Origin of the sequence: Leptobacterium flavescens (genome assembly GCF_010671605.1) — a bacterium.
GTDB lineage: Bacteria > Bacteroidota > Bacteroidia > Flavobacteriales > Flavobacteriaceae > Leptobacterium > Leptobacterium flavescens.
Genome location: NZ_JAABOO010000003.1, coordinates 57,273 through 83,857, shown reverse-complemented (window position 1 = coordinate 83,857; position 26,585 = coordinate 57,273). Strand labels below are relative to the sequence as shown.

Annotated in this window: 30 protein-coding genes; 14 read left to right on the top strand and 16 right to left on the bottom strand. The window is 42.1% G+C overall.

Annotated features, from left to right (window positions below):
• From GWK08_RS12565 to GWK08_RS12545, 5 genes are all read right to left on the bottom strand, one after another.
• Entirely contained in the window at nucleotides 1-1,056 is a 1,056-nt protein-coding gene (locus GWK08_RS12565) for a flavin monoamine oxidase family protein (RefSeq protein ID WP_163607570.1), read from the bottom strand.
• Nucleotides 1,057-1,734: a 16S rRNA (cytidine(1402)-2'-O)-methyltransferase gene (rsmI, locus tag GWK08_RS12560; RefSeq protein WP_163607569.1), complete on the bottom strand. Its 678-nt coding sequence runs from the start codon at nucleotides 1,732-1,734 to the stop codon at nucleotides 1,057-1,059.
• A 21-nt stretch (nucleotides 1,735-1,755) separates the two neighbouring features.
• Complete coding sequence (locus tag GWK08_RS12555; protein WP_163607568.1) at nucleotides 1,756-2,172, bottom strand: DoxX family membrane protein; 417 nt, start codon at nucleotides 2,170-2,172, stop codon at nucleotides 1,756-1,758.
• Between the two features lie 30 nt (nucleotides 2,173-2,202).
• Nucleotides 2,203-2,559, bottom strand: coding sequence for a DoxX family protein (locus tag GWK08_RS12550; protein WP_163607567.1), 357 nt, complete (start codon nucleotides 2,557-2,559; stop codon nucleotides 2,203-2,205).
• A gap of 134 nt (nucleotides 2,560-2,693) precedes the next feature.
• Nucleotides 2,694-3,383, bottom strand: a complete 690-nt coding sequence (locus GWK08_RS12545) for a hypothetical protein (protein ID WP_163607566.1) — start codon at nucleotides 3,381-3,383, stop codon at nucleotides 2,694-2,696.
• 208 nt (nucleotides 3,384-3,591) lie between these two features.
• Between GWK08_RS12545 and GWK08_RS12540 the strand changes: the two genes are divergently transcribed.
• From GWK08_RS12540 to GWK08_RS12485, 12 genes are all read left to right on the top strand, one after another.
• Nucleotides 3,592-4,251 carry a thymidine kinase gene (locus GWK08_RS12540; RefSeq protein WP_163607565.1) on the top strand — a complete coding sequence of 220 codons (660 nt, stop codon included), beginning with the start codon at nucleotides 3,592-3,594 and terminating at the stop codon, nucleotides 4,249-4,251.
• The gene (gene alr / locus GWK08_RS12535; RefSeq protein ID WP_163607564.1) at nucleotides 4,235-5,341 is read left to right on the top strand and encodes an alanine racemase; all 1,107 of its coding nucleotides are present in this window, start codon (nucleotides 4,235-4,237) and stop codon (nucleotides 5,339-5,341) included. The genes GWK08_RS12540 and alr overlap by 17 nt, the downstream gene beginning before the upstream one ends.
• 89 nt (nucleotides 5,342-5,430) lie before the next feature.
• The gene (gene mscL, locus GWK08_RS12530) at nucleotides 5,431-5,844 is read left to right on the top strand and encodes a large-conductance mechanosensitive channel protein MscL (RefSeq protein WP_163607563.1); all 414 of its coding nucleotides are present in this window, start codon (nucleotides 5,431-5,433) and stop codon (nucleotides 5,842-5,844) included.
• Between the two features lie 182 nt (nucleotides 5,845-6,026).
• On the top strand, nucleotides 6,027-7,037 hold the full coding sequence (locus tag GWK08_RS12525) for an aspartate-semialdehyde dehydrogenase (RefSeq protein WP_163607562.1): 1,011 nt from the start codon (nucleotides 6,027-6,029) through the stop codon (nucleotides 7,035-7,037).
• A gap of 83 nt (nucleotides 7,038-7,120) precedes the next feature.
• Nucleotides 7,121-7,498, top strand: a complete 378-nt coding sequence (locus GWK08_RS12520; protein WP_163607561.1) for a DoxX family membrane protein — start codon at nucleotides 7,121-7,123, stop codon at nucleotides 7,496-7,498.
• Nucleotides 7,499-7,591: 93 nt separating this feature from the next.
• Nucleotides 7,592-9,748, top strand: coding sequence for a prolyl oligopeptidase family serine peptidase (locus tag GWK08_RS12515; RefSeq protein ID WP_163607560.1), 2,157 nt, complete (start codon nucleotides 7,592-7,594; stop codon nucleotides 9,746-9,748).
• 169 nt (nucleotides 9,749-9,917) lie between these two features.
• Complete coding sequence (locus GWK08_RS12510; protein ID WP_163607559.1) at nucleotides 9,918-10,214, top strand: phage repressor protein; 297 nt, start codon at nucleotides 9,918-9,920, stop codon at nucleotides 10,212-10,214.
• A gap of 136 nt (nucleotides 10,215-10,350) precedes the next feature.
• Nucleotides 10,351-11,031 (top strand): NUDIX hydrolase, encoded by a 681-nt coding sequence (locus GWK08_RS12505; RefSeq protein WP_163607558.1) that lies wholly within the window; start codon nucleotides 10,351-10,353, stop codon nucleotides 11,029-11,031.
• Nucleotides 11,032-11,355: 324 nt separating this feature from the next.
• Nucleotides 11,356-12,321: an ADP-ribosylglycohydrolase family protein gene (locus tag GWK08_RS12500; RefSeq protein WP_163607557.1), complete on the top strand. Its 966-nt coding sequence runs from the start codon at nucleotides 11,356-11,358 to the stop codon at nucleotides 12,319-12,321.
• Entirely contained in the window at nucleotides 12,297-12,845 is a 549-nt protein-coding gene (locus tag GWK08_RS12495; protein ID WP_163607556.1) for an RNA 2'-phosphotransferase, read from the top strand. The genes GWK08_RS12500 and GWK08_RS12495 overlap by 25 nt, the downstream gene beginning before the upstream one ends.
• A complete protein-coding gene (locus GWK08_RS12490) occupies nucleotides 12,846-13,565 on the top strand; it encodes a DUF434 domain-containing protein (RefSeq protein ID WP_163607555.1) in 720 nt (239 codons plus the stop codon).
• Nucleotides 13,566-13,641: 76 nt separating this feature from the next.
• The gene (locus GWK08_RS12485) at nucleotides 13,642-14,613 is read left to right on the top strand and encodes an ABC transporter ATP-binding protein (protein WP_163607554.1); all 972 of its coding nucleotides are present in this window, start codon (nucleotides 13,642-13,644) and stop codon (nucleotides 14,611-14,613) included.
• Here GWK08_RS12485 and GWK08_RS12480 read toward each other — a convergent pair whose 3' ends face one another.
• From GWK08_RS12480 to pdxA, 9 genes are all read right to left on the bottom strand, one after another.
• Nucleotides 14,614-15,066 (bottom strand): GreA/GreB family elongation factor, encoded by a 453-nt coding sequence (locus tag GWK08_RS12480; protein ID WP_163607553.1) that lies wholly within the window; start codon nucleotides 15,064-15,066, stop codon nucleotides 14,614-14,616. It lies immediately after the preceding gene.
• Between the two features lie 6 nt (nucleotides 15,067-15,072).
• On the bottom strand, nucleotides 15,073-15,756 hold the full coding sequence (gene mtgA, locus GWK08_RS12475; protein WP_163607552.1) for a monofunctional biosynthetic peptidoglycan transglycosylase: 684 nt from the start codon (nucleotides 15,754-15,756) through the stop codon (nucleotides 15,073-15,075).
• A gap of 1 nt (nucleotide 15,757) precedes the next feature.
• The gene (locus tag GWK08_RS12470; protein WP_163607551.1) at nucleotides 15,758-16,873 is read right to left on the bottom strand and encodes an NAD(P)/FAD-dependent oxidoreductase; all 1,116 of its coding nucleotides are present in this window, start codon (nucleotides 16,871-16,873) and stop codon (nucleotides 15,758-15,760) included.
• 122 nt (nucleotides 16,874-16,995) lie between these two features.
• A complete protein-coding gene (gene accC / locus GWK08_RS12465) occupies nucleotides 16,996-18,345 on the bottom strand; it encodes an acetyl-CoA carboxylase biotin carboxylase subunit (RefSeq protein WP_163607550.1) in 1,350 nt (449 codons plus the stop codon).
• Nucleotides 18,346-18,429: 84 nt separating this feature from the next.
• Complete coding sequence (gene accB, locus GWK08_RS12460; RefSeq protein ID WP_163607549.1) at nucleotides 18,430-18,927, bottom strand: acetyl-CoA carboxylase biotin carboxyl carrier protein; 498 nt, start codon at nucleotides 18,925-18,927, stop codon at nucleotides 18,430-18,432.
• 23 nt (nucleotides 18,928-18,950) lie between these two features.
• On the bottom strand, nucleotides 18,951-19,946 hold the full coding sequence (locus tag GWK08_RS12455; RefSeq protein WP_163607548.1) for a beta-ketoacyl-ACP synthase III: 996 nt from the start codon (nucleotides 19,944-19,946) through the stop codon (nucleotides 18,951-18,953).
• Between the two features lie 168 nt (nucleotides 19,947-20,114).
• Nucleotides 20,115-20,312, bottom strand: coding sequence for a 50S ribosomal protein L32 (rpmF, locus tag GWK08_RS12450; protein WP_163607547.1), 198 nt, complete (start codon nucleotides 20,310-20,312; stop codon nucleotides 20,115-20,117).
• Nucleotides 20,313-20,320: 8 nt separating this feature from the next.
• On the bottom strand, nucleotides 20,321-20,854 hold the full coding sequence (locus tag GWK08_RS12445; protein ID WP_163607546.1) for a YceD family protein: 534 nt from the start codon (nucleotides 20,852-20,854) through the stop codon (nucleotides 20,321-20,323).
• A 79-nt stretch (nucleotides 20,855-20,933) separates the two neighbouring features.
• The gene (gene pdxA / locus GWK08_RS12440) at nucleotides 20,934-21,998 is read right to left on the bottom strand and encodes a 4-hydroxythreonine-4-phosphate dehydrogenase PdxA (protein ID WP_163607545.1); all 1,065 of its coding nucleotides are present in this window, start codon (nucleotides 21,996-21,998) and stop codon (nucleotides 20,934-20,936) included.
• Between the two features lie 60 nt (nucleotides 21,999-22,058).
• On the opposite strand from pdxA, the gene GWK08_RS12435 reads away from it, so the two are divergent.
• The gene (locus GWK08_RS12435; protein WP_163607544.1) at nucleotides 22,059-22,646 is read left to right on the top strand and encodes a riboflavin synthase; all 588 of its coding nucleotides are present in this window, start codon (nucleotides 22,059-22,061) and stop codon (nucleotides 22,644-22,646) included.
• Between the two features lie 607 nt (nucleotides 22,647-23,253).
• Here GWK08_RS12435 and GWK08_RS12430 read toward each other — a convergent pair.
• Nucleotides 23,254-24,351, bottom strand: coding sequence for a sensor histidine kinase (locus GWK08_RS12430; protein WP_163607543.1), 1,098 nt, complete (start codon nucleotides 24,349-24,351; stop codon nucleotides 23,254-23,256).
• Between the two features lie 2 nt (nucleotides 24,352-24,353).
• Nucleotides 24,354-25,142: a LytR/AlgR family response regulator transcription factor gene (locus GWK08_RS12425; protein ID WP_163607542.1), complete on the bottom strand. Its 789-nt coding sequence runs from the start codon at nucleotides 25,140-25,142 to the stop codon at nucleotides 24,354-24,356.
• Nucleotides 25,143-25,331: 189 nt separating this feature from the next.
• Between GWK08_RS12425 and GWK08_RS12420 the strand changes: the two genes are divergently transcribed.
• Complete coding sequence (locus tag GWK08_RS12420) at nucleotides 25,332-26,576, top strand: YncE family protein (RefSeq protein WP_163607541.1); 1,245 nt, start codon at nucleotides 25,332-25,334, stop codon at nucleotides 26,574-26,576.
• Nucleotides 26,577-26,585: the final 9 nt, after the last annotated feature.

Genomic DNA, 26,585 nt, shown 5'->3' with positions numbered 1-26,585 from the left:
TTAACTCAGGGAATCTACCCATTCTGCAGCTGCCCTTACCGCCCCGTCCATATAACCGGGGAATTCGGAAGCGGTTTCCGTTCCGGAGATAAAGAGTTTCCCGTTCATAAACGACTCACGGAATAAGGGATGCCCGTTATTCTGATGCGGCATCACAAAGCCGTTATTGGGCACAAATGTCAGGCCTTCGTCCCTCCATACCTTATCCTTATAGGAGATATAATCTGCCGCTTCCTCTCCCATCAGCTGCGCAAGCTGTTGAAATACCATCGTTTTTCTTTCTTCCAGGCTAAAGCGGGAGCTTTCTCCATTCAGAAAGCCTTTAAGGGCATAGACCGTATGTTCCTGATCGGAATGGTCGTACTGCTCCTGTATAATACCAGTCTGGCTAAAGAGTGTTCCCGAAAAATTATTCTCCTTCCAGAAAGGTTTTTGATATTCTATGGCAAACTTGATCGACTCTCCCATCCACGTATGTGTTTTAGTGCACAGCGATTTCAGGTCGCCGGGCAGGTCGGGAGTAAACAAAACGGTATTGACCAGTAAATTAGGAGGAAGCGTGGTGACCACTTTGGAAGTGAGGAACTTTCTGTTATCCGAACTATCTATTTCCAGTTCATTTCCTCTGTCCCGTATCCCGTTTACCCGGGTATTGAGGAGAATATTTTCTTCCCCGATCTCCTCCCGGAGTTTTGCGATCAGGCTTTCTGTTCCTCCTTTTATCCTATAGGAAGCTTCCTCTTCTTCGGGTACTTCAAAGTAATGAGGTTCTTCCCTGTCTGCAATTTCAAAAAGAGAGATCCCCCGGGTGTACTGTGGAAAATATTCAAGTTTCAGATCCTGCAATAAATTCACCAATGCCTTGTGCTTCAGGCCGAACCAGGTAGCTCCCATTTCCATGGTTACACCGGTTTCTCCCCTGAGGGTTTCAATACGCCCTCCGGTTCTGTCTGCAGCTTCCAGGATTAAAAAGGAAATCCCTTTTTTCTTCAGGTAGTATGCTGTTGCCAGGCCACTGAGCCCGGCACCGATAATAATTACTTCCGACTTATTCACTTACTTGTTTTTCTTTCCGCCCAGAACAATTACGATCTCTCCTTTCGGAGCCTTTCTTTTAAAGAACTCCTCTACCTCATGGAGGGTTCCCCTAACTGTTTCCTCATGCAATTTGGAGAGTTCCCGCGATACGGAAACCGGTCTGTCCTCTCCGAAATACTGCTTAAGATCTGCCAGGGTCTTCAGGAGTTTATGAGGCGATTCGTAAAAGATCATGGTGCGCGATTCTTCCGCCAGGAATGTAAGTCGTGTTTGCCGGCCTTTTTTTACAGGTAAAAAACCTTCAAAGACAAATTTGTCGTTTGGAAGTCCGCTGTTTACCAGAGCGGGAACAAAAGCAGTAGCACCTGGCAGGCACTCTACCTCTATCTGGTTCTCAATACAGGCCCTGCTTAGCAAAAAGCCCGGATCTGAAATGGCCGGGGTGCCCGCATCACTGATGAGCGCTACGGTTTCACCGGCTGCAATCCGTTTAACCACTGACTCCACCGTTTTATGCTCGTTGTGCATATGATGGCTTTGCATAGGCGTATTGATCTCAAAGTGTTTAAGGAGTTTTCCGCTGGTACGGGTATCTTCCGCCAAAATGAGATCTGCCTGTTTAAGAACAGTGATCGCCCTGAAGGTCATGTCTTCCAGGTTCCCGATAGGAGTAGGTACAATATAAAGTTTAGACATTCCCTGTTTAAGATTTATATGTTATTTCTCTTTCTTTCCTCCAATGAGGTGATCCAGTGCATAACTGTCTTTTTCCAGCGGGATCATCATGAGGAAAATCAGGAATACACTTCGTACAAATACATGCTGAAGGTCCCAGATAGGGCTTTGAAGGCCATGTCCGAAGGAAACGATCAGCAAAATAGCCGCCAGCCACAGATAAGATACTTTTCTGAAGAGTCCCAGGATTAACAGGAGTCCGCAGATCAGCTCCCCGTAAGAGGTGAAATAGGCCGTAAATTTTACCAGAAATCCGGGTAAAAATGTTTCTTCATATGCTTTGAAGCCATTGTTATAAACATTGGAAACTCCCCAGGTAAAAACCTTCCCGTATCCCTGCATTAAAAAGATAACTCCAAGCAAAAGCCTGGAAAACAAAGTTGGTATAGCAATTTTCATTTATAAATGTTTTTTAGAATGTTCGGAATGTTAAGGACGTACTTTTTTTCCTAAAAAATAAGAGGTCAATATTAAGATCAGAGCCAGCGCAGCACCCATTTGTTGACCGTCGGAAACCATATAATGCGCAAAGAAAGCCAGTATGGTATTAAAAACAAAGCCCGCATAAGCCCATTCCTTCAACGATCCGCCTTTATTAGACAGGATCACAACAAGACCCAATATCTTGGCGGTTGCCAAAGGGTAAATGAGGTATACAGGATATCCGAGGCTTTCAAAAGCCCCCTTAATAGCTTCGTGATTAAATAAATAGTTGTAAACGGAAAAAAGATAAAGTAAAGAGAAAAGAGCGGTAGCCACCCAGTAGATAATACGTTGAATTTTCATCTGTTTAAAGTTTTTATCGGGTTCGCATGCAAACAATCAAATCCACCCGTCTTTACAGGCAGACAGTTTTGTTATGTGCATTTATATCCAGGATATTTATTGTTTGGCTATTTCCGCAGCAAAATCCGCTACCATTACATAAATCTGTGCTCCACAAGTTCAAGAAAACGCTCTTCGTAGCTCTCTTTGCCTTCCCAATTCCCGTAATCGGGTTTCACCATTTCATTGATAAACTGAACAGCTTCTTCGTGGTTTTCTACAGTATTCAACTGGGAGATCACCCGGTTAAAATCTTCTGTACTTCCGTTAAACAAATGCTTTACAAAAGCCAGCCTGTCGTTGAGACCGATACTTATTCCCGATTTAAGGGTATCGTTAAGCGATTTGTTCTGTGCCTGTGCAGAAGCTTTTTCTTCTTTGATATTGGGAGTGACCACATTTACATCGTTCTTCACAAAAGTGGGCTCGGGCAGAACATCCGAAAGCAGTTCTTCCAGAGATTCTTCCTTGGGCATCTCGGCAACCATGTCTTTGATCGTATCCATTACCGGGATGATGATATCTTCTTCATGCGGGTTATTCTCGGGTACCTGCTTGTTATTTTCAAGCACCTTATTTGCCAGCTGTTCAAATTTGGAAACAACATCACTTTTACCAACAAATGGCTTCAATTCTCCAAAATATTCTTCAACGAACTTTAAGATAGTAAGTTGTTCATACACTGCCTTTGCCTCTGCGTGCAGGGCAATAACGTCCTCCTTCCCCTTTAACTTCAGGATCCTATGCGCGATGCTAACCAATTCGGATTCTAATTTCTTCTTCATTTCTATAATTTTATTTCAGATTGATGAACCTCTTTAAGTTCATCAAATTTAACACTTTAAAATCTAAAAAAATAAAATCATTTCAAATCCTTCACATAATTTATTTTCATAGCTTTTCCTAAAGCTTTAGTGAAATAAATTTATGTATGTTTGTATGACCTTTATTTAAAACGGATTTGTTGTCCGTTTTCGTCTTGAAAATTACAAAATGTTTCTTGAAAATACGGTAAATCATAAGGAGCAATTCGGATGGATTGAAGTCATTTGCGGTTCTATGTTCTCGGGTAAAACCGAAGAACTGATCCGCCGTCTCAGGCGTGCCCAATTCGCAAAGCAGAAAGTAGAGATCTTTAAACCGGAAGTAGACCGTCGTTACGATGACGAGATGGTCGTTTCCCATGATGAAAATGAGATCCGCTCTACCCCGGTTCCTGCCGCGGCCAACATCAGGATCCTGGCAGATGATTGCGATGTGGTAGGTATTGACGAAGCACAATTCTTTGATGATGAAATCGTTTCGGTCTGTAACGACCTGGCCAATCGCGGTGTCAGGGTTATCGTAGCCGGACTGGATATGGACTTTAAAGGGAATCCTTTTGGCCCTATGCCTGCTCTTATGGCGACTGCCGAATATGTTACCAAGGTACATGCCGTATGCACCAGAACGGGGAACCTGGCCAATTACAGTTTCCGTAAATCCAATAACGACAAACTTGTTCTCCTGGGAGAAACCGAAGAATACGAACCTCTTAGCCGGGCAGCTTTCTACAAGGCCATGCTAAAGGAAAAGGTCAGCAAAATGGATGTAAAAGATCCGGAAGAACTTTCCGCTAAAAAGAAAAATAACGCTGATGGCCCAAATAAATGAGACCGTTCTTGAAATTGATTTAAAGGCGATTAAGCACAATTTCGATTTTTTTAGATCCAGAATTTCCGATACCACCAAATTCCTGGCGGTGGTTAAAGCTTTTGGTTACGGGAGTGATGCCGTTGAAGTTGCAAAATACCTGGAAGAACTAAAGGCAGATTACTTTGCGGTGGCATATGTAAGTGAGGGGATAGCACTTCGCGAGGCCGGAATAAAAACCCCTATTCTCGTATTGCATGCACAAAAAGCAAGTCTGGAAAAACTCATCGAATACGAGCTGGAACCCAGTTTGTATTCCCCTTATATCCTGAAAGCTTTTCTGGAAGTTGTTCAGGACAGGGAACTGAAGGATTATCCGGTTCATATAAAATTCAATACCGGCCTGAACAGGCTCGGGTTCTGGGAAAACGATGTGGATTATATTATAGACAAGATAAAAGATATTCCACAGCTTAAGGTCAGTTCTGTATTTTCTCACCTCGCTGCTTCAGAAGATGTAAATGAAAAAGATTTTTCCCAAACCCAGATAAGCAACTTTAAAAAGATCGCTGCCGAATTTACAGAGAAGATCGGCTACCGACCCATGATGCATCAACTAAACACATCGGGTATTATTAACTATCCGGAGGCCCAGTTCGATATGGTGCGCTGCGGGATAGGTCTATACGGTTTCGGGAACGACCCGGAGATTGATCCGCTTTTAAAACCGGTGGCCTCCCTTAAAACGGTTATCTCCCAGATACATATGATAGAACCCGGAGAAAGCGTTGGTTACAACAGGGCCTATAAAGCCGAACATTATGCAAAAACAGCCACGCTACCTGTAGGTCATGCCGATGGGATCGGGCGTCAGTACGGGAATAAAAAAGGATATGTTTCTATAAACGGGCACAGAGCTCCTATTATCGGGAATGTTTGTATGGACATGCTGATGGTCGATATTACAGGAATAGATTGCCGGGAGGGAGACGAAGTTGTTGTCTTCGGAAACGAGCCGACAGCAGAGGAATTTGCTGCAACCGCAGCGACTATCTCCTATGAACTGCTTACCGCCGTTTCTCAACGAGTAAAACGTTCTTTTCTTCGATAATATCCGTTTTGAGAATTCTAAAATTATGTTAAAATCTCGGTTTTTTCCTTATTTTAGTGGATCACTAACAAATAAAAACGGATAATACTATGGGATTCTTAAAAGACTTTAAGTCCTTTCTTCTGAAGGGCGATATTGTAAATCTGGCAACCGCTGTAATCGTGGGTGGTGCTTTCGGAAAGATCGTTTCATCATTCACCAACGATGTTTTAATGCCTCCTATCGGGATGCTTCTGGGTAATGTTAACTTTACAGATCTTAAATACGAGATCAAGGCAGCTACAGTAGATGCCGCCGGGGAAGCTATCCCTGCCGTAACCATTAATTACGGAAGCTTTATTCAGGTAGTCATAGATTTTATCATTATCGGTTTCTGTATCTTTATGGTACTTAAAGCCTATGAAAGAACACAGAAGAAAGAAGAGCCTGCTCCAGCAGCACCAAAAGGACCTACACAGGAAGAATTACTTGCTGAGATAAGAGATCTTTTGAAAAACAAATAATATAGCTACCGCTACATTATATATTCTATCGTATAATTAAACCGTCAACCTCAGGGTCTGGCGGTTCTTTTTTATCACTTTGTTACAAATAAAACATTTTGTTATATTATAATTAAAGATAGAAAAAGCTATTGGCCGGGAGTGATAAATACGTATTTTTGTCTCTCTAAATCTAAAATATTATGCGAGTAGCAGTTGTAGGAGCCACCGGAATGGTAGGCCAGGTTATGTTAAAAGTGTTGGAAGAGCGTAATTTCCCGATTTCAGAACTTATTCCTGTTGCATCGGAAAGATCTGTAGGTAAGGAAATTTCTTTTAAAAATAATAATTACAAGATCGTAAGTATGGCAGACGCCGTAGCTGCGAGACCCGATATAGCTTTATTTTCTGCCGGAGGAAGCACATCACTCGAATGGGCTCCTAAATTTGCAGAAGCCGGTGTTACGGTAATCGACAATTCCTCTGCATGGAGGATGGATGCCGGTAAGAAACTGGTGGTACCGGAGATCAATGCATCAGGTATTGAAAAGGAAGATAAAATAATAGCCAACCCTAATTGTTCCACGATCCAGATGGTAATGGCGCTGGCTCCTCTTCACAGAGAATACAAGATAAAAAGGATCGTTGTTTCTACTTACCAGTCGATCACCGGAACGGGTGTAAAGGCGGTAAAGCAACTGGAGAACGAATACGAAGGTGTTTCGGGAGAAATGGCTTATCCTTATCCTATTCACAGGAATGCATTACCTCATTGCGATGTTTTTGAAGAAAACGGTTATACCAAGGAAGAAATGAAGCTGGTTAGGGAAACGCAAAAGATCCTGGAAGACAGAACTATTAGTGTTACTGCAACTGCAGTAAGGGTTCCTGTTGCCGGAGGTCATAGTGAAGCCGTAAATGTGGAGTTCGAAAAAGATTTCGACCTGACTGAAGTAAGAAGTCTTCTTAACGATACTCCCGGAGTAACCCTTCAGGATAACCCGGATGTGAATACTTATCCTATGCCGATCTACGCAGAAGGTAAAGACGATGTTTTTGTTGGACGTATCCGCAGAGACCATTCTCAACCGAATACCTTAAACATGTGGGTTGTGTCTGATAACCTCAGAAAAGGTGCTGCTACCAATGCGGTTCAGATAGCAGAATATCTGGTAGCCGAGAAGATCGTTGAAACTTCATTATCAGAAGCTTAGAAAAATCTAAAAGCTCATAATGTTAATTTTAATTTATATCTTTAGGGAGAGGATTTCTCTAACCCAAACCAAAAATTAACATTATGAGTTCAAAATTAACTTTAGTTGCCAGAATCTTATTAGGTTTGATTCTGGTAGTTTTTGGGGCGAATAAATTCTACGAGTTTTTACCGGCTCTGCCCCTGGATGAAAATGGAGGGGCTTATGCCTTCTTCGGCGCCCTCGCCGCCACAGGTTATATGATCTATCTGATAGGCCTTGTAGAAGTAATAGCAGGTATCCTACTCCTCACAAACAGATCGGTCCCCTTTGCCCTGGTTATCCTGGCACCTATTTCGGTTAATGTGGTGCTGTTCCATGCCCTTTTAGACCCATCAAATATTGCTCCTGCCTTACTGGTAGCATTATTGAATATTTATTTGATTTCCAGGAACTGGGGTGCATATAAGTCCTTATTCTAAAATTTTAATAAAATATTGTTAAAGCTTTTGGTGTATTTATCATGAGCTTTCATTTATTCGTAAGTTTGAGATTCAACTAATTATCTATTTTCAATGAAAAAAACATTCTTATGTTCACTGGTCGTTCTATCTTTGCTCGCATGTAAAAAAGAAACGAACGAAAACATAATTGCAGTGAACTACCCCACTACAAAAAAAGTAGATACCGTAACTAATTATTTTGGTACCGACGTACAAGATCCCTATCGCTGGCTTGAAGACGATATGTCTGATGAAACAGCTGCCTGGGTAAAGGAACAAAATGGTGTTACTTACGGTTATCTGGAGAATATCCCTTACAGAGCGCAATTAAAGGAGCGCCTGCAGAAACTTCTTAATTATGAAAAGATAACTGCCCCTTTCAAAGAAGGAAATTATACGTATTTCTACAAAAATGACGGCCTTCAGAATCACTATGTCGTTTACAGAAGACAAGGTGATGGCGAAGCCGAAGTTTTCCTCGATCCGAATACTTTTTCCGAGGATGCAACAACCTCTCTGGCAGGGCTGAGTTTTTCCGATAGCGGAAAACTGGCTGCCTACTCCATATCTGAAGGAGGAAGTGACTGGAGAAAGGTGATCATCATCGATGCTGAAACCAGAGAACAGGTAGAAGATACGTTGGTAGATGTTAAATTTAGCGGCATTTCCTGGAGAGGAGACGAAGGTTTCTATTATTCCAGTTATGATAAGCCCAAAGGGAGTGAGTTATCGGCCAAAACCGATCAGCACAAATTATACTATCACAAACTGGGAACTTCCCAAAAAGATGATAAACTGGTCTTTGGAGGAACGGATGCAGAGAAACATCGCTATATAGGAGGTTATACTACAGATGACAATAAATATCTCGTTATAACTGCATCGGTATCGACTTCCGGGAATAAGTTGTTCATTAAGGATCTGTCAGATCCCAACTCTAAAATTGTTCCTGTGATCGATAATGTAGACAGCGACAGTTATGTGATTGAGAACGTTGGAAGCAAATTGTATATCGTTACCAATCTCGATGCTCCTAACCAGAAGATCGTTACTGTAGATGCTGCCAATCCCGGCCCGGATAACTGGAAGGATTTTATCGCAGAAACAGAAAATGTTCTCAGTCCGAGTACCGGAGGCGGATATTTCTTTGCAGAATATATGGTCGATGCGGTTTCCAAAGTACTTCAATACGACTATGACGGAAACCTGATCCGTGAGGTAACACTCCCCGGAATCGGTTCTGCCGGAGGCTTCGGTGGAAAAAAAGATCAGGCAGAGCTTTATTTTTCATTCACGAATTACAAGACCCCGGGAACTACTTATAAATACAATGTAGAAACCGGAACTTATGATCCTTACTGGAAGCCGGATATCGATTTTAATCCGGAAGACTACGAATCCAAGCAGGTTTTCTACGAGTCCAAAGACGGAACCAGGGTGCCTATGATCATCACCCATAAAAAAGGGCTGAAAATGGACGGGAAGAACCCAACCATTCTTTACGGATATGGAGGATTTAATATTAGTCTTACTCCTGCTTTCAGTACTACCAATGCCGTTTGGCTGGAGCAGGGAGGTATCTATGCGGTACCAAACCTGAGAGGTGGCGGAGAATACGGTAAGAAATGGCATATTGCCGGAACCAAGCTTCAGAAGCAAAATGTTTTTGACGATTTTATCGCTGCTGCGGAATACCTTATTCAAAGTAACTATACTTCGCCTGAATACCTGGCTATAAGAGGTGGATCTAACGGTGGACTTCTGGTAGGTGCTACCATGACACAGCGTCCGGATCTTATGAAAGTAGCCTTACCGGCTGTAGGTGTAATGGATATGTTGCGTTACCACACTTTTACCGCAGGTGCCGGATGGGCCTACGATTACGGAACAGCAGATGACGATAAGGAAATGTTCGAATACCTTAAAGGATACTCACCTGTTCACAATATAAAAGAAGGAACTATGTATCCTGCTACGCTTGTAACTACAGGAGATCATGACGACAGAGTTGTACCTGCACACAGTTTTAAATTTGCTGCAGAGCTGCAGGAAAAACAAGATGGTAATAATCCGACCCTGATACGAATTGAGACAGGTGCCGGTCACGGAGCGGGAACCTCAACGACCAAAACTATAGATCAGTTTGCAGATATCTTCGGATTTACGCTCTTTAATATGGGCTATAAGGAATTACCGAATAAAGCTGTTTTAAAAGAGTTTAAGGAGTAAACTCCTGTCTAAAATAAAATACAGATACCCTTCTCTTCGGAGAGGGGTATTTTTTTTAAACAAAGCCGTTTGTTTTTATTTTATTAGTTTTACCCCGTCTTACAGACAAGTTCTTTGAATCCTGTTCAGAAGTTTTTGAATCAGAATGTTTAATTTAAATACTTTAATTATGAATTGGAAAATTCAAAAACTAATGAATGGAGAGACTATTGTCTCTAAGGAACCCGGTAATTCCATGTTGCCTATCCTGAAGTCTAAACAATCTGTTGTTCTTCAACCCGTTTCCTGGGAAGATTGTAAAGCAGGAGATATTGTTTACTGCAAGGTAAGAGGAAACTGTTTTACGCATTTGGTTAAAGGAAAAAATGCGAGACGCGGACTCTTAATAGGTAATAACCACGGAGGAATTAACGGGTGGACCAAAAATGTTTACGGCAAGGTAATTGAAATACTACCTATGTCGTAACTCATGCGCCTTGAGCACTTTACCTTTAAAACACACTTTCAAAACTATATTTCTCCTAAACCCTAAAAGGTTTTTGAGAGCAATAATTTCTTCGGTTCGGAAATATTTTTCGACATTAATCCTTAATTTTGCGTTAATGGTACGCCAAAATATTAAAATAGCGGTCGATGCGGTGGTCTTCGGTTATAAAGACAGGAACCTTAACGTTCTTCTTATAAAGAGGGATGTTGCGCCTTACCGGAATTACTGGGCGCTTCCCGGCGGACTCGTACTCAATGAGGAAAGCCTGGAACAGGCAGTAGAAAGGGAACTCAGAGAAGAGACCAATGTAACCATCGATTATCTGGAACAGCTCTATTCTTTTGGTGAACCCGGGCGCGATCCGCGTAACAGGGTGGTTAGTGTAGCTTATTTTGCACTGGTCAAGCCAGAACATCACAGCATTAAAGCCGATACCGATGCCAATGACGTAGCCTGGTTTTCGGTAAAAGAGCTTCCGGAACTGGCCTTCGATCATTTAAAGATCCTCCGGATGGCCAAGGATCGTTTAAAAAATAAGCTTAGCTATGAGCCTATTGGCTTTGATCTTCTGGCCAATAAATTCCTGTTCTCCGACCTGGAAAAACTCTATACGACCATCCTGGAAAAAGATATAGACAGAAGGAATTTCAGAAAAAAGATCCTGAGCCTGGATATTCTTGAAGAACTGGATGAAAAAGTATCGGAAGGAAGAGGAAGGCCCGCCAATCTTTTTAAATTCAACCAGAAGCAGTATGCAAAGCTTAAAAAGGATAATTTTCTTTTCGATATTAAATAAATCCCTCCTCTCCGCAGCATAACTCAACAGGAACAGCTGTTCCATAAGCCGGACGGTCTATTGTCTAATTGGCGTTTTCTTTTTCCGAATAAGGATCATAGCTTTAAGTAGATATCACAACGTATCTCTTCCCGGGAATCATTGCTCTCTAACTTCGGTCAAAATCAGTATCTGAAAGTGTTTCTGAAGTCAATTTTTATCTTTTTGCGTAAATAATACGTAAATATCTTTGTTAATTCCTTTTAAAAATATAATTTTGCGTAAATACTACACAATATGAATTTAATCAACTATAAACCAAATTACAACCAAATACTAACCAGAATGAATTTATTGTATAAAATAAAAGGGGGCATATTCGGCCTCACCATCGGTGATGCCCTGGGTGTTCCCTACGAATTTGAAAGCAGGGATGCTCTCAAAAAAAGGCCTGCACAGGAAATGATGGCTTACGGAAGTCATAATCAGCCGGCAGGAACCTGGTCTGACGACAGCTCCCTCACCTTTTGTTTAATGGAAAGCCTCTTAAACGGTTTTGATCTTAACGATATCGCACAGCAGTTTGCAAGCTGGTATGATTTCTCTCACTGGACGCCCTATGGACGTGTCTTTGATATTGGAATGACCACCCGACAGGCTATCTACAGGATCAAACAGGGGTACCGGGCCGAGCAATGCGGAGGAACGGATGAACATTCCAATGGTAACGGCTCCCTGATGCGTATCCTTCCTATGGCATATTACCTGCAGAACGAGGAGAATTGCCATAGGCGTTTTAAGATGGTTAAAGATGTTTCCTCCATTACCCACGGACATTTGCGTTCCGTACTGGCCTGTATAATTTATGTGGATCTCGCTATTCATTTATTACAGGGAAAAGAGAAATCTGAAGCCTATAGGGATATCCGGCTTTTCTTTTCTAAATTTATCAAAGATCAGCAACTGGATCCGACAGAAACGGTTCTTTTTTCAAGGGTTATTGAAGAGGATATTTCAAAACTGAAGGAGAGCAGCATAGAAAGCAGCACCTATGTTATCCACAGTCTGGAAGCCGCTTTATGGGCCTTCCTTACCACCGATAATTATAAGGATGCCGTCCTGAAAGCTGTTAACCTCGGTGAGGATACCGATACCATAGCGGCCATTACCGGGGGGCTGGCGGGGATCTATTACGGATATGATAATATTCCCGAACTCTGGAAATACCAACTGGCCCGCTTTGAGGATATAGAAGATCTGATCAATCGTTTTAATCTTAATTTGAGATGGGCATCGACCATAAAAAAATAAGCAAATTCCTTAGCCTGGTATTAAGACACCGGCCGGATAAAATAGATCTGCAACTCGATAAAGAAGGCTGGGCAGTGACGCAGGAATTACTGGAGAAAGCAAAAAAACATTTTCCGCAACTGGACACAGCTCTTCTGACCGAAATTGTGGAAAGTAACGACAAACAGCGATTCTCCTTTAATTCGGATGGATCACGTATCAGGGCCAGTCAGGGTCATTCCCTGACGGTAGATCTCGGATACTCTCCGAAACTACCACCTGAATTCCTGTATCACGGAACCGTTGAAAAGTTTCTTGATCCCATAAAGCAAAACGGTCTGCTAAAAATGAGCAGGCATCACGTACATTTAAGCAGGGATACGGATACAGCTATCAAAGTGGGTTCCCGAAGGGGTAAGGCCATAATCCTGAGAATACGTGCAGCAGAAATGCATAAAGACGGGATGCAGTTTTACGAATCGGAGAACGGGGTATGGCTTACCGACCAGGTCCCTGCATCCTATATTGAATTTAAAGAAAACTAAATGTCCTCATCTACAAGAAAACGCGGAAAAGAAGGAAGCGACGATCGTCTCTTCGGAACTCCTGCCATGCAAAAAAAGCTAAAGGAAGCAGCCGGAGATATGTGTTATTTATTGAGCAGGGGTTATGGTGAACGATCTTCTCTTCAACTGGTCGGGAACCGCTATAAACTCAATGTACGCCAGCAAAAAGCACTATTGGGAATGAGCGCCGGCAGCCAACAGATCACCTCGCGCCGGGCCCGCCTGGTAAGTGCCGATGCCCTGAAGGATCAATCGCTTTCTATTGATGGCTTTAACCTTCTTATCATCCTGGAAAGTGCCCTTTCCGGAGCTTATGTCTTTAAAGGTCTTGACGATTGCTACCGGGATATTTCGGGAGTACACGGGACTTATAAGCGCATACAAAAAACAGAGGAAGCATTACTTCTTATCGGGAACAACCTGAACAGTCTGGGGGTAAAACAGGTACACTGGATCCTCGACAAACCGGTATCCAACAGCGGAAGGTTAAAAAGCATGATGAATGAACTGGCCGAGGAATACGCTTTTCCCTGGGAAATATCCCTTGAAAATAACCCGGACACCTATCTTGCAGAAAGTGCGTCTGTAGTTGTAAGCTCCGATGCCTGGATCCTGGACAGGGCAACTCGCTGGTTTAACCTCGGTGCATATCTAATAGAGGACTGTATTGAAGATGCAAATGTTATTTTTTCCAAATAGTGTAAAGAGCGGTGATTTCTTAGCAGAAAGCAATTATATTTGTATGTCTTGTTAACCTTCAAACCATTGCCTGTTTATGCTTTCCGTAAATAATATTTCTTTCGGATATAACGATCAGTTCACTATTAAAGACATTAGTTTCAGCGTTGAAAAAGGGCAGAATATATCGGTTATCGGAGCCAGTGGCTGCGGAAAAAGCACTCTTTTAAAACTCATTTACGGCCTGCTTCATCCGAACAAAGGAACCATTTACTGGAACGATCAGAAATTGCTGGGGCCCAATTACCATCTTATTCCCGGGGAATCGTTTATGAAGTATCTATCCCAGGATTTTGACCTGATGCCTTATATAACCGTTGAAGAAAATGTCGGGGCCTTCCTTTCCAATTTCTATCCGGAAAAGAAAATGGAACGCACCAGGGAATTACTGGAGATCCTCGAACTTACTCCCTTTGCCAGGACCAAAACCAGGTATTTAAGCGGAGGGCAGCAACAAAGGGTAGCCCTGGCCAGGGTCCTTGCCGTAGAACCGGAGATCCTCTTATTGGATGAGCCTTTTAGCCATATAGATAATTTCCGGAAAAACGCATTGAGGAGAAACCTTTTCTCATTCCTTAAAAAGAAAGGAATAAGTTGTATTGTGGCTACTCACGACAGTACCGATGCCCTGTCTTTTGCAGATGAGACCATCGTGCTCAGAGAAGGGAATATGATTGCAAAGGACAAGCCTGTTAACCTTTATCAGAAACCCGACAACAGGTATATTGCTTCCCTTTTCGGGGAGGTTAATGAAATAGCTGTTTCCCTGCTGATCCCTTTTGAAGATCCGGGCAAAAAGGTTTTGCTCTATCCGCATGAATTAAAATACACCATGGAATCTGATTTTAAAGTCACGGTTAAGAAGTCCTATTTTAAAGGAAGTCGCTTCTTAATAAAGGCTGCTTATGAACACAAGGTACTTTTCTTTGAGCATCCTACAGCTTTAAATGAAAATGATACGGTTTCTCTTAAGGTTTCCGAAAATCTTATCCGTAACAGGATCGCTTAACTATACCACTTTCTCAATACGGATAGGTCTGCCGTTAAAGCTTACCTCATCGCCGGCTTTTTTACCCAGTAAGAGCTGCCCTATGGGAGTGTTGGGAGCAATAGCAAAAAAGTCTTCTTTGTTTACTGTGATCTTTCCGCAGGAGATCGCTAAAAAGTAATTGGCCTGAGAAGTATAGACCAGGCTTCCGAGATGAATAAGTGCCGGATCGGGAGAGATATCCACCTTAAGAAGGGTTTCCTGCAACTTCCTTACTTCTGCTAATTGCTTCCCTGTTTTTTCGCGCTCAATCTGAAGCATGGCCCTGCCTGTTTCATGCTTATCCCCTGCGGTACTTTTAGTCTCGCTTAACAGGGATTCTTCAATCTCTTTCATCCTGTTTCCGAGCTTTGCAGCTCTCTCCTCTACAAAAGCTGTACAGCTATCCAGTAATTGTTTTTTCAGGTCGGGCATGGGGTTTTATTTTAATTTAAAAGGACCAAAATAATTCATCTGTTCCATGATCCACTTCTTCCTGCCCTCCAGATAAGGGGTACGCGGATTTGCTTTATAGGTTCTGGGATTCGGAAGGATTGCAGCAATAGAAGCTGCTTCATAAGCTGTGAGGTGTCCGGCCGGTTTTTGAAACCAATACCGGGCCCCTGCTTCCGCTCCATAGATCCCTTTTCCCATTTCTACGGAATTCAGGTACACTTCCAGGATCCGTTCTTTACTCCACATGAGCTCTATCAGAAAGGTAAAATAGGTTTCCAGCCCCTTTCTCAGCCAGCTGCGTTGAGGCCATAGAAATACGTTTTTAGCGGTTTGCTGGCTTATGGTACTGGCACCTCTCAGTCTTTTTCCTTTTTTATGGTCGGAATAGGCCTTCTCAATGGCTTTTACATCAAACCCGCGATGTTCCAGGAATTTCTGGTCTTCACTGCATACAACCGCCAGCTGAAAGTTTTTGGAGATCCTCTCTATAGACACCCAATCGTGTTTCCAGCTCATTTCTTTTCCCTGTTTTTTCTGTTCGATAGCCCTGATCACCATTAGGGGTGTAAAGGGTACGGGCACCCATTTAAAAATGAGCACCAGTAAAACAGAGAACAGGATGAAACCGATCACCCCTTTTACTAAGATCCGAATAATTCTTTTTATCATCTCAATCTACCAAAGAAGCCAGTTCATGCCCCACCTGGGTTCCTATAGCTACTCCCATTCCTCCTAAGCGGACCCCGCAAAAAACGCGGTCTGAAAGAGGCTTTATTACGGGGCTCTTAGAGGTCGAAACCCCCATGATCCCACTCCATCTGTGATCTATTTCGAAAGCCGTTTGAGGTAATATCACCTCCCGCAGCAGGCTTTCCAGTTTAGACTGTATCTGTTCGGTATTTGCAAATTCTGTCGTGGTCTCTCCTTTTATATCCAGGTTTCTTCCGCCTCCCAGAAGGATGCGATCATCTATATTCCTGAAGTAGTAATAGCCTCTGTCCAGATGAAAGGTCCCTTTAATCTTCAAGTCCTTTATAGCCTTTGTGATCAATACCTGTGCCCTTGCAGGTTTTACATCTTCATTGGTGAGTGTTGATGCAAAACCATTGGTGGCAATCAGGACTTTCCCCGATCTCATTTCAAAATAATTGGTCTTTACTGCAACCGATGTTTTAAGGTCTTCCACGGCCTTAACTTCTACCGTATTGAGAACCCTTATATTTTCTGAAACGCATTTTTGCAGCAGAGATTGCATCATTTTTCCGGTATCCAGCTGCCCTTCAAAGGCATTAAAGATGTATTCCTGCCCTGTTTTCTCAAACTGAAACTTGTTGGGTGTCAAACTGTATACATCTTCTTTAAAAAGGGGAAACAACAACTCATTCAGGTAAGGGATCTTCTCCCTGCAGTCTTCGAATGTGGCCTGATCCTGCTGAGGAAACAACTCGTAACCTCCCCAATGACGATAGCCGATCTGATCATCCCCCAGAAGGGATCTCAGTTGCCGGAGGCCTGTCCATCTCTTTTCCACAAGGCTTGTTACCTGTTCTTCGGAATGTTCCTTCAGGTCGTCAAGCAGTTCCGAAACACTGCCAAAACAGGCAAAGCCTGCATTTTTGGTGCTGGCTCCCTGGGGTAATATTCCTTTTTCCAATACCAGGATCTTACTCTTCGGGTATTTCTTCCGCAGCGCCAAAGCACAATTCAGCCCGACGATCCCGCTCCCGATAACCGTAAAATCTACCCGATCCAACCATTCTTTTATTTCCCAGTAACTTAAATGCATGTATAAAAATTTGATGGACTAAGATACGTATTTCGGTCAGATAGCCTGGCTTTCCGGAAGAGTTGCCATCAAAAAAAATTCCCGCCAAAAGCGGGAATTTCTATATAATTAAGGTTCTCTCCTTATTCTTCAATCGGTGCCATTTCAAAATCCTCCATAAACTTGGTGGTATAATTCCCTGCAATATAATTAGGGTCATCCATAAGTTGTCTGTGGAATGGAATGGTGGTTTTTATTCCTTCGATAACGAATTCATCGAGTGCACGTTTCATTTTGTTGATCGCTTCTTCTCTGGTTTGAGCCGTAGTGATCAGCTTGGCGATCATAGAATCGTAATTAGGCGGGATCATATAGCCGCTGTACACGTGGGTGTCCAGACGAACCCCATGACCTCCCGGAGCGTGTAAAGTGGTTATTCTACCTGGTGAAGGTCTGAAATCGTTATACGGATCCTCTGCATTGATCCTACACTCAATAGAGTGCAGTTTAGGCAGGTAGTTCTTTCCGGAGATCGGAACTCCTGCAGCTACAAGGATCTGCTCACGGATCAGGTCGTAATCGATAACCTGCTCTGTGATCGGGTGCTCTACCTGGATACGTGTATTCATCTCCATAAAGTAGAAATTGCGGTGTTTATCCACAAGGAACTCTACGGTTCCGGCACCTTCGTATTTAATATATTCTGCAGCTTTTACCGCAGCTTCTCCCATGTCCTCACGGAGTTGATCGGTCATAAACGGAGAAGGAGTCTCTTCTGTTAGTTTCTGGTGACGTCTCTGAACGGAGCAATCTCTTTCGGATAAATGGCAAGCCTTTCCGAATGAATCTCCCACAACCTGGATCTCGATATGGCGAGGCTCTTCAATAAGCTTCTCCATATACATCCCGTCGTTTCCAAAGGCTGCAGCTGCTTCCTGACGTGCAGATTCCCATGCTCTTAGCAGGTCTTCTTTTTTCCACACGGCACGCATTCCTCTACCTCCACCACCTGCGGTTGCTTTAAGCATGACAGGGAAGCCCATCTCTACCGCTAGTGTTTCAGCTTCATCATAGGAATCCAGTATCCCTTCAGAACCTGGAATGGTAGGTACCCCTGCAGCTTTCATTGTTGCTTTTGCAGTGGCCTTATCTCCCATTTGTTCTATCATCTCTGCAGAAGCTCCGATAAATTTAATATCGTGCTCTTCACAGATCTTGGAAAATTTGGCATTTTCAGAAAGGAACCCGTATCCCGGGTGAATCGCATCTGCATTGGTAATCTCTGCAGCTGCAATTATATTTGGTATTTTAAGGTAAGAGTCTACACTGGGTGCAGGACCAATACAAACCGCCTCATCGGCAAATCTTACGTGAAGACTATCGGCATCTGCTGTAGAATATACGGCAACCGATTTAATTCCCATCTCCCTGCAGGTTCTTATGATCCGAAGCGCGATCTCACCTCTATTTGCAATCAGTATCTTTTTAAACATGACTTCCGAATTAAAAGTTCTAAATTCCGGTTTTTAAACACCCGAAACAGCTTTCGGGATCTGTATATCGGAATTTGTAAATACTTATGATGGGTCTACTAAAAATAATGGTTGATCAAATTCTACAGGAGAAGAATCGTCAACCAATACTTTTACAATTTTTCCGGAAACTTCAGATTCAATTTCATTGAAAAGTTTCATCGCTTCGATCACACAAAGTACATCTCCCTGAGAAACTGTACTTCCCACCTCAACAAAAGGTGCTTTATCCGGAGATGGCTTTCTATAGAAAGTACCAATAATAGGCGATTTTACCGTTATGTATTTATCATTGTCAGCCGCTGCTTTTTCCGGAGCAGCTTCAGCAGCAGGAGTCACTGCAGGTGCAGGTGTTTGCGGAGTGGCAGCTACCTGAGGTACAGGAGTTGTCATAGGGATCTGCTGTACAATTGTAGTTTCAGCCTTGGTCTCATCCGCCCCTGTTTTGATCGTAATCTTTACATCTTCCATCTCGAGCTTAACCTCGCTTGCTCCCGATTTGGCTACGAATTTAATTAAGTTTTGAATGTCTTTTAAATCCATGATACAGTTGTTAGTTTTAATTTTTAAGAATTATAAGCCCATTTCAGGTACATGGCTCCCCAAGTGAAGCCACCACCAAATGCAGCAAATACAAGGTTATCACCTTTTTTTAGTTGTTTTTCATAGTCGTTTAACAAAAGAGGAAGGGTAGCGGAAGTTGTATTTCCGTACCTCTGAATGTTCATCATTACCTTAGATTCATCCAATCCCATTCTGTTAGCTGTGGCATCGATGATCCTTTTGTTCGCCTGGTGTGGTACCAGCCATTGAACATCGTCTTTTGTAAGGTCATTTTGATTCATAACCCTTTCGGCTACATCTGCCATATTGGAAACCGCAAACTTAAAAACAGTCTTTCCATCCTGATACACAAAATGTTTTCTGTTCTTTACGGTCTCCTCAGATGCAGGCATAATAGATCCTCCCGCATCGATCTTAAGGAATTCTCTTCCGATCCCATCGGTTCTCAGATATTCATCCTGGAAGCCCAGGCCTTCTTCATTGGGTTCGAAGAGAACAGCTCCAGCACCGTCACCAAAAATGATACAGGTGGTTCTGTCTGTATAATCGATAATAGAGGACATCTTATCTGCACCGATAAGAAGTACTTTTTTATATCTTCCGGATTCTATATAGCTGGCTGCCGTAGACATTCCGAACAAAAATCCGGAGCAGGCAGCCTGCAGGTCATAGGAAAAAGCATTTACCGCACCCAGTTGCGAAGCGACAAAAGCAGCAGTTGCCGCCACCGGCATATCCGGGGTGGTAGTTGCAACGATTACCATGTCTATTTCTTCGGGATTTAAGCCTTTTTTTGCAATTAGATCTTCTGCGGCTTTAATGGCGAGGTAAGAAGTTCCTTTTCCTTCTTCTTTTAAAATACGTCTTTCTTTAATTCCGGTTCTGGTTGTTATCCATTCGTCATTTGTTTCAACCATGGTTTCCAACACCTGGTTGGATAACACAAAATCGGGCACATAGCCACCTACAGCTGTTATTGCTGCTGTTTTTTTACTCATAACAAGTTAAGTTTTTACCAAAAAAGTATAAAACTGTCGAAAAATTTAATGAAATTAATAAATTTTCCTTGATTCTCGACGCAAAATAGGTTCTTTTTGAATGATAGAAAAATTTTGAATAAAAAAACTCCCACAGTGGTGAGAGTTTTAACTTTTCCATTATTTCAATTAGGCTGCGTTTTCCTCAGTGTTGTCAATCAATACCTGCCCTCTGTAATAAAGTTTTCCTTCATGCCAGTGAGCTCTGTGGTATAAATGAGCTTCTCCTGTTGTAGGATCTGTGGCTATCTGAGGTACCGAAGCTTTGTAATGAGTTCTTCTTTTATCTCTTCTAGTTTTGGATATTTTTCTCTTAGGATGTGCCATTTTCTAACTTATTTATCCGTTAATAGTTTTTTTAATTGGTCCCATCTGGGATCTGTTTCTTCTTTTCCGTTTTTTATTTCTTTGGGTTGAAGTTCTTCCAGTTTTTTTACGATTTCCGAACTTAAACTTCCGTCTTTTATTCCCGGATGAATTCTCTTTGCCGGAACCGAGAGAACGATCAGCTCATATACATACTGAGCAACATTGATCTGATGTTCTCCGTGAGGAATAATGAGGATCTCTTCATTCTCATCGTTGTATTCCTCTCCGAATTTCACAACCAGGTTTAACTCACCTCCGACCTCCTGGTCATAAGGTTCGTTAGACAGGTCGCAAAGAACATTTACAACCCCTTCGGCATTAAAGCTGAGTTCGAGCAAACTGCTCTTTTTGTCCAGCTCAACAACAACCTTAATTGAGGTGCTGTTGAATTCATCAAAGTTAAAAGCTTCAAAGAACGCATTATCAATCTGATAAACAAACTGGTGTTTTCCCTGCTTTAATCCTACAAAAGGAATATCAAACTCCTTTAACTTCTTCATTTTAAACAATCAGTTTAATGCCTTTACCTTGTGTTAAAGGCGGGTGCAAAGATAAACATTTTTATTAATCTTCAAGCTGTTATGAATTTTTTTTTGTCTCCACTTTTAAAGAGTGTTTTTTTAGGGGATTTGCACTAATTTCTTCGTGTTCCTTTCGGTTTCGAAATATGGAGATCCCGGTAAAAACAGCTTCCTTAAAAGAGTGATGATCTGCTTCATTCTTACCCGCTATTTCAAAAGCGGTTCCATGGTCGGGAGATGTCCTTACGGCATTGAGGCCGGCAGTAAAATTAACTCCCTGCCCGAACGACAATGTCTTGAACGGAATAAGCCCCTGATCGTGATAGGTTGCCAGAACGGCATCGAACTTTTTGTAATTCTCCGAGCCAAAGAAGCTATCGGCTGCATACGGACCGTACACCAGCTTTCCTTTATTAAAGGCTTCGCTTATAACCGGCCTCAGCACCTTATCGTCTTCCTGCCCTATCACTCCGTTGTCTCCGCTATGCGGATTTAATCCGAGCACAGCAATTTTAGGTCTTGCAATCCTGAAATCCCTCTTCAGGGATTCATATACCTTATCTATCTTATTTTTTACCAGCTCGGGGGTAAGATGTTCGCTTACATCCTTAACCGGAACATGGTCTGTAAAAAGTCCGACCTTCAGCTCATCGGTAACCATAAACATCAACGCTTCTCCCTTCAGTTCTTTTGCCAGGAAATCTGTATGTCCCGGAAATTTAAACTTATCACTCTGAATATTGTGCTTGTTGATGGGTGCTGTTACCAGAACATCTATCTCCTTTTTTATAAGAGCCTGAACTGCGGCTTCTAAAGACAGTAATGCGTATTTTCCTCCCTCTTCGGTTTCTTTTCCGAATTCAACCTTGGGAACTTCTTTCCAGACATTAACAATATTGATCTTCCCGTTCACTGCCTGGGATGCTTTCTCCACACCGTTGTAATTCATCTGAATTCCCAGTTGCTTACGCTGAAAGGAAATGGTCTTTGCAGAGGCAAATATTACCGGGGTACAAAAATCCAGCATTCTGGGGTCTTTAAATGTTTTCAGGATAATTTCACACCCTATTCCGTTAATATCTCCTATGGAAATTCCGACTTTAATGTTTTCGGTTCCTTTCATATATGTATGTAACTTTTATTTCTAACTTTGGCTACAAAATTAACTATTTAAAACTTAAAAATGTTTACAGGTATAATAGAGGAGTTAGGTACTGTGACCAATCTGGTAAAAGACAAAGATAATCTGCATATTAGCGTAAAAAGTTCCCTGACTCCCGAATTAAAGATCGATCAGAGCGTAGCACATAACGGAGTATGTCTTACGGTGGTCTCTTTTAAAGATGATGAATATACCGTAACCGCTATAAAGGAGACTTTAGACAAGACCAATCTCAATACCTTAAATACAGGAGATCAGGTAAATCTGGAAAGAGCCATGAAACTGGGAGATCGTCTGGACGGCCATATTGTTCAGGGGCATGTAGATCAGACGGGAGTATGTACCTCAATAAAGGAAGAGAACGGGAGCTGGGTCTTTACATTCGAGTACGATTCACAACTCAATAATATTACTATAGAAAAAGGATCGATCACCGTAGACGGTACCAGCCTGACCGTAGTTAATTCGGGAAAAAATAATTTCAGCGTAGCGATTATTCCCTACACTTACGAGCATACCAATTTTTGTAACTATAAGGTAGGAACGGTAGTTAACCTGGAATTCGACGTTATAGGTAAATACGTTTCCAGATTGTATTCTATTAAATAATAAGGAGGGTTTATTTCTTTACTTTCTTTCTGAAGCCATAGACAATTCCGGAGATTAGGAGGAATATTAAACTTTCAGAAATCGGAACATCACCGGGAGGTGATCCGGGTCCTCCGCCGGGCTGGCAAAAGGACAACATGGGAACCGCACACATTAGTGCGATTAGCATAAATTTTCTTTGATTTGAGGTCATAACAGTGTAAATGTAAAAAAATTTATTTTATATATAACATCTTTTACCTTACAAAATTGTATCCACACCTAAAAGAATCCGGGAACATTCTATCGTGACAATCTTTTTTCAGGGCGACATTTTGCGAAGAATAAACGATAAATATTTTACTTTTATTCTTCCGGTAAGGCATAGAGTATTTACCTCATCTGCCTTTTGGATCGGGAACTTTCCCGATCTTTCGTCCCGATATTCACGGGAAGTTTTCCCGCGTTAATCCTCCTGTTTTACAGGAAGTTTGGGCAAATATAAGAACAATTCCGAGAATAAAGCAATTCGTATATCCCATTTGCTGTTTTGCGGCAAAGGATAATATTTTTTTAACCCGAAGATCATTGTTTTCCCGCCCTTTTCCAACCACGAGATCGTGACTGCTTATTGCTCTCTTTCCTTTATTGACGGGATCTTAATGATGGTAATGACTCCTTCTCCGGCGCTGTTTTTCATTTCAAAAAAGAAACGCCCGTCATATAGAGTATCCATTCTTTCCAGAATATTGGTAATGCCAGTACCATAGGTAATCTCATTTTCATTTACGGCTTTACCGTTGTTCTCTAACTCAAAACGAATACTCCCGTTCTCTTCGCTTACGCGGATGGAGATCATCAGCTTATCGTGTTCATAAGAGAAACCATGTCTGATAGAGTTCTCCACAATAGGCTGAAGCAATAAAGGAGGTACTTTTATATTCAACAGATCCGGAGAAACTTCCATTTTAAAAGAGATCTTTTCGGCATAGCGGATCTTTTCGATATCTATATACTTTTCTAATAGATCGAGTTCCTCCCTTAGGCTGATCTGTTTAACATCTTTCAGGTTCAGGGTAGAACGGAGCATCTCGCTCAGATCGGCAATAGCATCCTGAGATCTTTTGGTATCGATATCTATCAGGGAGGAGATATCATTCAGAGCATTGAACAAAAAGTGCGGCTGCAATTGAGACTGAAGTGCCCTGATCTTGGAATCGAGCAGCTGCGTCCGGAGTCTTGCTTCCTTGACCTGATATTCTTTCTGGTTCCGGAAATAGTTATAGGCATATACCATTATAATAATGGAAAAGTACACAAAGAAATTAAAGCTAAAGCTGAAGATCCCGCGGGAATAAATAGAAACCCATGTAAAATCCACATCATCCCCGTAGACAAACTTATTCATAGAGAAGATAAATACGGTAGAATAAAACGAAAGGATTATCGAGATCACCGTATGGATAAGGATACTGGGAACAAGCTTTACTTTTTTCCGGATCAGGTAGGCGGTAAACAGGACCGCCAGGACGATAAATACAAACTTGGAAGTGTAGTTGGCCAGGGAACTACTCAGTAACCGCCCCCAGCCCCAGGTATTCAATGCCAGTTTGTTGAACTTCTGAAAAGACATGCCCAGGATATCCAGGAAGCAGGCCATAAAATAGAAGGCCGCAATAAATGCAATAAAACGCCTGTTGATGATCGTATCTGTTTTTCCCAACATGATCAGGATTTAATATTCAGTTTTCTAAGGAAGTCCTGCTTGTATATTTTGGAAAGCGGAAAGCTCTGGCCGTCCTGCATCACAATACTGAAATCGCCCAGGCCTTCACTTATCACTTCCTTTAACTGCCTGGTGTTGATAATGGAAGAGCGGTTGATCCTGCTAAAATTTGCCGGGTCCAGTTTACTGATAAAATCGTTCATCGAGATCCGGTACACATGCTTTTCATTATTGAGGGTAAATATCTCCGCATAATAGGCCGAAGAGGTAATGTATTTGATCTGATCTACCGGTACAAAATAGTATTTCTTCCCTCTCTTGATCACTACATTTTCCAGGTAGCTGCTCTCTTCCTTCAAAAGCTGGTTACCTTCATTATCCAGAAAACTCATCAGGGCATTTACCTTGTCCTTAAAATTTTCTTTTTCCCTGCTCTCAATGGTTTTCATCCCCCTCTCGAGGGCATCAAAAAAGCGATCGTTCTTAAAGGGCTTAAGGAGAAAGTCGATGGCTTTTACATCAAAAGCCTTTACGGCAAAATGATCGAAGGCCGTAACAAAAATAATGACCGGCAGCTCGTTCATATCGAGTTTTTTCAGCACATCAAAACCCGACATATCCGTCATCTGAATATCCAGGAATACCAGGTCCGGAAGCTCTTCCCTGATCAGATCTACTGCCTCTTTCCCTGAAGAAGCTTCCCATACAGAGCTGATGTGCTCATTGTCTTTCAGGAGCTTTACAATTCGCTTGCGGGCGAGGGATTCATCGTCTACAACTGCTACTTTCATCAACTAAAACTAAAGAATTTTGGCCAAAAGAAAATGAAATTAAAAAAATATCGGCCGGCATGTCCATTATTGATATCAAGACTCAAGATAAAGATATGTTTATGTCAAAATATCAATTTTTCCGTATAAAATATCTAATTAAGCATCCCCGGAGAGCAAATAAACTACATTTATAAAAAGTATGTATTTATGAGGACACGATTATTACTGCTGTGTTTCAGCCTGATCTTTATTTCAAATACGAATGCACAAAGCCTGAGGGAACTGTTTACGCAGAGCAAGCAGGCCTACGAACATAAAAACTATGAGGAATTCAGGAACCTCAACCTGCAGGCCCTGAAGATCCACCCTTCCCAACCCGCTTTTCTTTATAACCTGGCGGTGGCCCATGCTCTTAACAAGGAACCACAAGCCGCTGCCAAAGCACTGAAATATATCCTTAGCTGGAATGCTACTTTAAAGTTTGGGGAGGATAAAGACCTGGAAGGTCTGAAGGCTTCACATGGACTTTTTAATAAAATACAGGCCCATGCAGAGGGATACAGAAAGACCGTTAAAAACAGTAGGCTCCTCTTTGAACTCCCTGCAAATTTTCATGTGGAAGATGTGGTACGAATAGGAGAGCAGGTCTATTTTACGGATATCCATTCTGGAGCAGTAGGGGTTTACAATTTAAAGGAAGGCAACTTTAAAGAAATTCTGAAACTGGACCGTTCTGCCATCGCCATAGAAAAAGGAGCAGAGGATCATATTATCTGGATCTCTGCATCCATGATGGATCAGTATTCCGATTTCGATACGGAAAAAGCCTTGCAATCCACCCTCCTTAAATTCGATACGCGGCAGCAAAAGGTGATCACTAAAATTAACATTCCCGGTAAGAGTGTTATCGGAAGTATGATAATGGATGCCGGGGGTACTCTTTATGCCACGAACTCGGTAAAGCCGGAAGTGCTGCTGATAGACGCCAAAGAAGGAGCTGTAAAAAAGACCATAGAGATAGAAGGTGCATTTAACCTGCAGGGGATTGCCCTGGATAAAAACAGGCAACAGCTGTATATTGCCGACTATATAAAAGGTATTGCAAAGCTCGATCTTAAGAGTGGGAGTGTTGAATGGTTGAGATCTGAGGAATATCTGCTTAAAGGCATAGACGGTTTATATCTTATAAAAGAGGGCTCTCTGATAGCTATTCAGAATAATTCCAACCCCAGAAGAGTGGTGCAAATAGCGTTTAAAGGCAATCAGGTACAGAAAGTAACCCTCCTGGATAATGCCCTTCCGCTGGACGGGGAACCTACCAATGGGTATTACGATCCCTCTTACGGATTTATATATGTGGCCAACAGCCAATGGCCCTTTTATTCCAAAGAAAACAAACCGCTAAAAGAGAAATGGGAAAAACAGCAGATACGGGTGATGGAGGAATTATAAAGGTTAAAG

Bases quoted from the DNA above. Each gene is read 5' to 3' on its own strand.
- rsmI (WP_163607569.1), bottom strand. From the start codon at position 1,734: ATGTCTAAACTTTATATTGTACCTACTCCTATCGGGAACCTGGAAGAC.
- GWK08_RS12555 (WP_163607568.1), bottom strand. From the start codon at position 2,172: ATGAAAATTGCTATACCAACTTTGTTTTCCAGGCTTTTGCTTGGAGTT.
- GWK08_RS12550 (WP_163607567.1), bottom strand. From the start codon at position 2,559: ATGAAAATTCAACGTATTATCTACTGGGTGGCTACCGCTCTTTTCTCT.
- GWK08_RS12545 (WP_163607566.1), bottom strand. From the start codon at position 3,383: ATGAAGAAGAAATTAGAATCCGAATTGGTTAGCATCGCGCATAGGATC.
- GWK08_RS12540 (WP_163607565.1), top strand. From the start codon at position 3,592: ATGTTTCTTGAAAATACGGTAAATCATAAGGAGCAATTCGGATGGATT.
- alr (WP_163607564.1), top strand. From the start codon at position 4,235: ATGGCCCAAATAAATGAGACCGTTCTTGAAATTGATTTAAAGGCGATT.
- mscL (WP_163607563.1), top strand. From the start codon at position 5,431: ATGGGATTCTTAAAAGACTTTAAGTCCTTTCTTCTGAAGGGCGATATT.
- GWK08_RS12525 (WP_163607562.1), top strand. From the start codon at position 6,027: ATGCGAGTAGCAGTTGTAGGAGCCACCGGAATGGTAGGCCAGGTTATG.
- GWK08_RS12520 (WP_163607561.1), top strand. From the start codon at position 7,121: ATGAGTTCAAAATTAACTTTAGTTGCCAGAATCTTATTAGGTTTGATT.
- GWK08_RS12515 (WP_163607560.1), top strand. From the start codon at position 7,592: ATGAAAAAAACATTCTTATGTTCACTGGTCGTTCTATCTTTGCTCGCA.
- GWK08_RS12510 (WP_163607559.1), top strand. From the start codon at position 9,918: ATGAATTGGAAAATTCAAAAACTAATGAATGGAGAGACTATTGTCTCT.
- GWK08_RS12505 (WP_163607558.1), top strand. From the start codon at position 10,351: ATGGTACGCCAAAATATTAAAATAGCGGTCGATGCGGTGGTCTTCGGT.
- GWK08_RS12500 (WP_163607557.1), top strand. From the start codon at position 11,356: ATGAATTTATTGTATAAAATAAAAGGGGGCATATTCGGCCTCACCATC.
- GWK08_RS12495 (WP_163607556.1), top strand. From the start codon at position 12,297: ATGGGCATCGACCATAAAAAAATAAGCAAATTCCTTAGCCTGGTATTA.
- GWK08_RS12490 (WP_163607555.1), top strand. From the start codon at position 12,846: ATGTCCTCATCTACAAGAAAACGCGGAAAAGAAGGAAGCGACGATCGT.
- GWK08_RS12485 (WP_163607554.1), top strand. From the start codon at position 13,642: ATGCTTTCCGTAAATAATATTTCTTTCGGATATAACGATCAGTTCACT.
- GWK08_RS12480 (WP_163607553.1), bottom strand. From the start codon at position 15,066: ATGCCCGACCTGAAAAAACAATTACTGGATAGCTGTACAGCTTTTGTA.
- mtgA (WP_163607552.1), bottom strand. From the start codon at position 15,756: ATGATAAAAAGAATTATTCGGATCTTAGTAAAAGGGGTGATCGGTTTC.
- GWK08_RS12470 (WP_163607551.1), bottom strand. From the start codon at position 16,873: ATGCATTTAAGTTACTGGGAAATAAAAGAATGGTTGGATCGGGTAGAT.
- accC (WP_163607550.1), bottom strand. From the start codon at position 18,345: ATGTTTAAAAAGATACTGATTGCAAATAGAGGTGAGATCGCGCTTCGG.
- accB (WP_163607549.1), bottom strand. From the start codon at position 18,927: ATGGATTTAAAAGACATTCAAAACTTAATTAAATTCGTAGCCAAATCG.
- GWK08_RS12455 (WP_163607548.1), bottom strand. From the start codon at position 19,946: ATGAGTAAAAAAACAGCAGCAATAACAGCTGTAGGTGGCTATGTGCCC.
- rpmF (WP_163607547.1), bottom strand. From the start codon at position 20,312: ATGGCACATCCTAAGAGAAAAATATCCAAAACTAGAAGAGATAAAAGA.
- GWK08_RS12445 (WP_163607546.1), bottom strand. From the start codon at position 20,854: ATGAAGAAGTTAAAGGAGTTTGATATTCCTTTTGTAGGATTAAAGCAG.
- pdxA (WP_163607545.1), bottom strand. From the start codon at position 21,998: ATGAAAGGAACCGAAAACATTAAAGTCGGAATTTCCATAGGAGATATT.
- GWK08_RS12435 (WP_163607544.1), top strand. From the start codon at position 22,059: ATGTTTACAGGTATAATAGAGGAGTTAGGTACTGTGACCAATCTGGTA.
- GWK08_RS12430 (WP_163607543.1), bottom strand. From the start codon at position 24,351: ATGTTGGGAAAAACAGATACGATCATCAACAGGCGTTTTATTGCATTT.
- GWK08_RS12425 (WP_163607542.1), bottom strand. From the start codon at position 25,142: ATGAAAGTAGCAGTTGTAGACGATGAATCCCTCGCCCGCAAGCGAATT.
- GWK08_RS12420 (WP_163607541.1), top strand. From the start codon at position 25,332: ATGAGGACACGATTATTACTGCTGTGTTTCAGCCTGATCTTTATTTCA.